General features: G+C 70.3%; 5 protein-coding genes. All 5 read right to left on the bottom strand.

All coding sequences use genetic code 11. The features are described 5' to 3' along the window. A partial coding sequence (locus ACIQOV_RS26495) for a GNAT family N-acetyltransferase (RefSeq protein ID WP_401052538.1) occupies positions 1-257 on the bottom strand: 257 nt, incomplete at its 3' end. 88 nt (positions 258-345) lie between these two features. Then, positions 346-1,404 (bottom strand): hypothetical protein, encoded by a 1,059-nt coding sequence (locus ACIQOV_RS26490; RefSeq protein WP_401052536.1) that lies wholly within the window; start codon positions 1,402-1,404, stop codon positions 346-348. 43 nt (positions 1,405-1,447) lie between these two features. Then, on the bottom strand, positions 1,448-2,506 hold the full coding sequence (locus tag ACIQOV_RS26485; protein ID WP_401052534.1) for a hypothetical protein: 1,059 nt from the start codon (positions 2,504-2,506) through the stop codon (positions 1,448-1,450). Positions 2,507-2,510: 4 nt separating this feature from the next. Further along, complete coding sequence (locus ACIQOV_RS26480; protein WP_401052531.1) at positions 2,511-4,622, bottom strand: hypothetical protein; 2,112 nt, start codon at positions 4,620-4,622, stop codon at positions 2,511-2,513. A 21-nt stretch (positions 4,623-4,643) separates the two neighbouring features. Next, positions 4,644-5,120, bottom strand: a complete 477-nt coding sequence (locus tag ACIQOV_RS26475; RefSeq protein ID WP_401052528.1) for a hypothetical protein — start codon at positions 5,118-5,120, stop codon at positions 4,644-4,646. Positions 5,121-5,183 lie beyond the last annotated feature (63 nt).

Here is a 5,183-nt window from a genome sequence, read left to right as displayed (position 1 = left end):
GGGTCCTCCCGGGTGGCGACGGCGCAGTACCCCACCCCGTCCCGCACCCAGTCGGCGACGAACCCGTCCAGCATCTCCTGCGCCTGGGCGATGTCCCGCTGCGGCCCGTTCGGGTTGTACCGGTTGGTCTCCGGATCCCCGTGGATCGCGAACACCGCCTCCAGGTCCCCCTCCTGGGGCCGCGTCAGCACCAGCCGCTCGGAGACGGCGACGATCGTGCGGGAGCTTCGGTCGGCGTGGTCGGTAGTGGTGGTCATGGCGCTTCCCCGTGTCTAGCGTAATAGGTCTAAGGCAAGATAGGCCATTACCACACCACCCGCCCACCCATTTCCGCCCGCCCACCCCCTACAGGATCGGCTCGCAGCCGACCGCCTCGCCCCCGACGGTGAGGAACTGCTTCCAGGCCTCGTCGGAGGTGGAGAACAGGTGTCCGAGTTGCCTGACCGTACCGATCCGGAAGTAGGTGGGGCGACCGTGGCAGGTCACCACGATCTCGTCCCGGGGAAGGGAACCCGCCCAGCGGGCTCGGCCGAATGCCGGCGAGGTGTCCCGGTCGGCGGCGTCCGGCCGGAGCCGGGGCTCGGTGGCGATGACGAGGGCGGAGGTGCCCTCGTGATCGCCGTCCGGCGTGATCTCGCACGTCCACAGCGGATCGGACCCGACGGTCACGGCCTCCTTGTAGCGCTTGTCGGCGGCGCGCAGGACGGTGATCCCCGGCAGGCCGCAGACGGCGTCGCCGTCGAGTTCCCGCTCGGTGCTCGCCGGGGTCAGCTCGCGCAGGGCGGGCAGCGGCGTCCTGCCGCAGCCGCGCTGGTCCGCCGTGCGATTGGCCGTCGACACGGCGAGCCGGGCGAGCTTCAGGGGGTCGAACTGGCCGCCGCCATAGGCGCTGACCTGGACCCACAGCCCGTTGGGACAGTCCGCGGGGAGCAACGCCCAGGCCTCCGAGTCGCGGACGGCACCGACCGCGCCGCCGTTCGCCGAGGCGGCGAACGTCCGGGCGCCGGAAGCGATCGGGAGGTGGAAGATGTCCTTGCTCTGGCCGAAGGACACCATGACGTGCCGATCGTCGCCGAACATCCCGCCGGCCACCATCACGGTGCATGTCGCCGTGACGCTGCTGTACGGCTCGGCGCTGACCTTGCCCGCCCCGAGCGCGTCGTTCAGCACCTGCGAACTCACCGTGCCGTCGCACACGCTCTTTGGGCCGTAGTCGTTGGTCATGTCGTCCCGCAACAGAGCCCACCCGCCGATCCCCAGGCCAACCGCCGTCGCCGCCACCGCCAATGTCACGACCCCGGCCCGCACGCGCAGGGCGCGGGTGGTGAACCCCCGCCGGTCGAGCGCCGCGTCGACGTGCCCGGCGAGGCCTGCGGAGGCCTTGTCCACGCCTTCGCTTCCCATCGTGTGCTTGCCCCCTCGTCTGCTGTGCGATTGGTCGGACCGGTCAGACGATCGGCTCGCAGCCGATCGCCTTGCCCCCGGCGGCGAGGAACTGCTTCCAGGTCTCGGTGGTGTCCGGAAACGGTTCCCGGACGGTGATGTCGGAGTCCATCCGGAAGTAGGTCGGCTTGCCCTGGCAGGTCGCCACCACCTCCCTCTGCGTCATGGGGGAGCCCGCCCAACGCGAGCGGCCGAACGCCGGCGACGCGTCCTTCTCGGAGAGCGGGCCGCGAACCCGGGGCTCGGTTCCGATGGAGAAGGAGATCGCGGAACGGCCCTGGTCCGTGCTGATCCGGCAGACCCACAAAGGGTCGAACGCGGTGTTCACGTTCTCCTTGTAGCCCTTGCCCCCGGCCGCACCGGAGGCCGTGAACCCGGGCAGGCCGCAGATCGAGGCCGGATTCAGCTCGTGCTCCTGCCCGGGCTGTGACAGCTCGTGCGGAGCGGGGAGCGACTTTCCGCATCCCTTGTCCGCGGCGAGGCCGTTGGCCGCCGCCACGGCGAGGCGGGCGAGCTTCCCGGAGCCGGGCCCGTCGGGGCCGCCCGACTTGACCTCGACCCGCAACCCGTTGCCGCACCCCTCGGGGAGGAGTGCCCAGGCCCGGTCGTCGCGAGCTGCCCCGGTCGCGCCGCCGTTCGCCGAGGCGGCGAACAGCCGGTCTCCCGATTCGGCCTGGTAAGGGCCGAGGTCGTCGGCCTGAAGGACCTGCACGAAGACGGCCCGGTGGCCGCCGAACATCCCGTGGCTCACCGTTGCCGTACAGAACGCTCCGCCACTGGGCGACTGCCAGGCACCGTTCGTCTCGCTGCCGACGGGGCCGGACCCGAGCGCGTCGTTCAAGGCCGCCGAGCTCACCGCACCGTCGCACACGCTGTCCGGCCCGAACGTGTTGCTCAGGTTGTCCGCGAGGAAAGCCCCCACTCCGGCCGCGACCGCCGCCACCGCCACCATGGTGACCGCCGCCCGGGCCCGCAGCGGCCAGGTGGTGAACCCCTTCCGGTCGAGCGCGGCGTCGGCCTTGTCGACCAGCCCCTTGGAGACCTCCTGCTGTCCTTCCGTCATGCGATCACCCCTTTCCGAAGGCCGCGGTGTGGGCCTGGGTGATCGACGTCTGGTAGTGGACGTTCGCCGAGTCCGCCAGTTGACCGAGAAGGAGGTCGCGATCCGCCACACCGAACTGGTGGGCCTTCTCCATGAGCATGGCCTGCACCTGGGACTGGCCCATGGTGTAGAGCTTGCTCAGGTCGCCCTGCGCCTTGGTGTCGATCTCCGAGTTGACCTTGGCCGCCCATTCGGACGTGGCGACATCGACGTAGCGCTGGGCTATGTCACCCACCGGCAGCCAGCTGGCGCCCGGCAGCATATTCGCCACCGTGCCGACGTAGTGGTAGTCCATCTTCGCTTTCCAGTTGACCTTGAACTGCTCGTCGGACTTGTGGTCGGTGATGGTGTCCGCCTGGACGGCGTCGAGTGCGCCGAGCGCCTTGCCGGCTTGGTTGACGAGGCCTTCGAACTTCGGATCGGGCCGGCCGTTGACGTCCCTGAACGCCTCCGGTCCGTACTCGGCCATCCGCCGGGCCACCTCCTGGGTCTCGGCCAGATGGATCAGGGCGTACGACTCCGGATCCTCGGCGGTGCCGCGGATCACCCGGAGCAACTGCTCGCGAGTGGTGCTCAATCCACCGGGTTCGGAGGGGCCGGGAAGGTCCTTGCTGAGGATGTCGTGGGTGTCGGCGACGTACTCGCTGACCATGGTGGCCATGGGGCGGCGGAGCCCCGAGTACATGGCGTTCTCGTTGCCCGCCTTGTCCCCGCCCAAGGTGGAGAGCGCGGTGTCCATGATCCGCGTCATCGTCGCGTCGTGCGGGCGTACTGGCGGCTGGCCGGGGCCGTGACCGGTCGCGGCGGACTCCAGCATCTCCGCGAACATCCGGTGGGAGATGTCGCGCAGGACGCTCTGGGGGAGCCTGCCCTCCTGGCCCTCGTCGAGCCAGGTACGGTCCTTGAGCAGGTGGACGAGGTTCTGGTTCTTGCTCGGGTCGAGGAATTCCTGGGTCGTCGCCACGTCGCCCTTCATCATCCTCAGCAGCGGGGCCAGAGGGTCGCCCTTCCGGGGATCGTCGATCCAGCCGGGGCCCCACAGTTCCTCGCCCTTGACCTTGCTGGAGGCCTCGAAGTCGAGCAGGTCGGTGCCGACCCTGCGCACGAAGGCCTTGTCGAAGTCCCCCTTCGCCTCCATCAGCGAGGTCAGTGCCGGGTAGTTGTCGTTCCACCCCGCCGCCGAGCCGCCGGGGCGGCGGGCCGCCGCGAAGAGCCGGTCCTCCCACTCCTTGCCCATCCCGCCGTCGCGGGTGGCGCTGGCGAGGGCGACGGACAGGTTCTTGTAGACGTCCTGGTAGCCCGCGGCGTTGTGGTTGCCGTGGGCGAGGCCGTCGTAGACCTTGCTGTACTCCAGCAGGGCCTCGGGGCCGGTCTTGCCGCCGGCGTTGAGGCCGTTGAGCAGGGTGGTGGAGAAGTCCTTGTTCTCCGCGTTGGCGGCCATCAGGGCCTGCAGCTGCTTGAGCTGGTCGTCGGAGAGGCTGCCGGCCTTGGACATCAGGTCCGTGGCCCGCTTGGCGTCGGCGACCGGACCGGTGCCGCCCGGGGTGGGGTTGAAGGCGGTGGTGCTGGTGCCGATGTCGGCCTGGAGGTCGACGGTGGCCCGCTGGTCGGCGGCGGTGGCCTTCGCGACGGCCTTGCCGAGCCGGTCCGACAGCGCCTGGGCGTTGGCCCGGATGGTGCGTTCGGCCTCGGGGTCGTTCCGTGACTCCTTCGGCACGGTCCAGTTGACCGTACCGTCCGCGGTGACGCTCAGGGTGGTGTCGGTCTGGGCGTCGTGGAGTGCCGTGTCGAGGTCGCGGCGGGCGGCGGCGAAGTCCTCGGCGGCGGTCTTCATGATCGCGGCGAGGGCGGTGGCGACGGCCGAGGCCTGCTTGAAGTCGCCGTCGATGCCCTGCATCGCCTTGGTCGCCTCGTCGGCGGCGTCGCCCTTCCAGCCGGCCCGCTGGGCGGTGCTGGTGAGGTCCTTGGCGACCCGGCCGTCCATGGAGGTGAGGGCCTTGGCCACGCCGGCCCAGGCCTCGGCGGCCTCGTTCACCCCGGAGAAGTCGGCTTCGTGCAGTTCCTTGAAGGACACCATCTCTTCGTTCCCCCTTGCCTTCTACCGACCCGGACGGAAGCCGGCGGCGATGGCGGCTTCGTTGGACTGGTAGTACTGCTGTGTCCGGTCGAGGTTGTTGGCGGCGCTGCCGAGCTTGCCGTGCAGGGTCTTGCACTGCTGCAGCCAGCGTTCGGTGCTGCCGGTGAGGGCGCCGCCGAAGGAGAAGCCGCGGATCCTGGTCGACGCGGTGCTCGCGTACTCGGTGAGGCTGTGCGCGCCCGCGCCCGCCTTGCCGTTGGCGTTGTCGAGGTCGGTGGCGATCTGGCGGGCTATCGCGGCCGAGGCGGTGAGCTCGTACGGGGTGTCCAGCCGGGTGGTGGCCTTGCCGGGCGGCATGAGGGGGAGCGGCGGCACGGTGGTGTCGCTCGGCTGTGCCGGATTGGCGTACGGCGACTTCGCGGCGTACGTGGACGCCGGGCCCGGCATCGGGTCCTTGGCCGGTGCGACCGGTCCCGTGACGAAGTTCGGGCTACCCATGTGCGGAAATCCTCCCCATTCGGCGATGCGGCCGCTCCCCTGTGGCATGACGACCGTACAGGG

This window comes from Kitasatospora sp. NPDC091257 (assembly GCF_044757675.1).
Classification (GTDB): domain Bacteria; phylum Actinomycetota; class Actinomycetes; order Streptomycetales; family Streptomycetaceae; genus Kitasatospora; species Kitasatospora lactacystinica.
The sequence above is the reverse complement of the archived record's forward strand: the minus strand, read 5'-3'. Positions and strand labels throughout refer to the sequence as shown.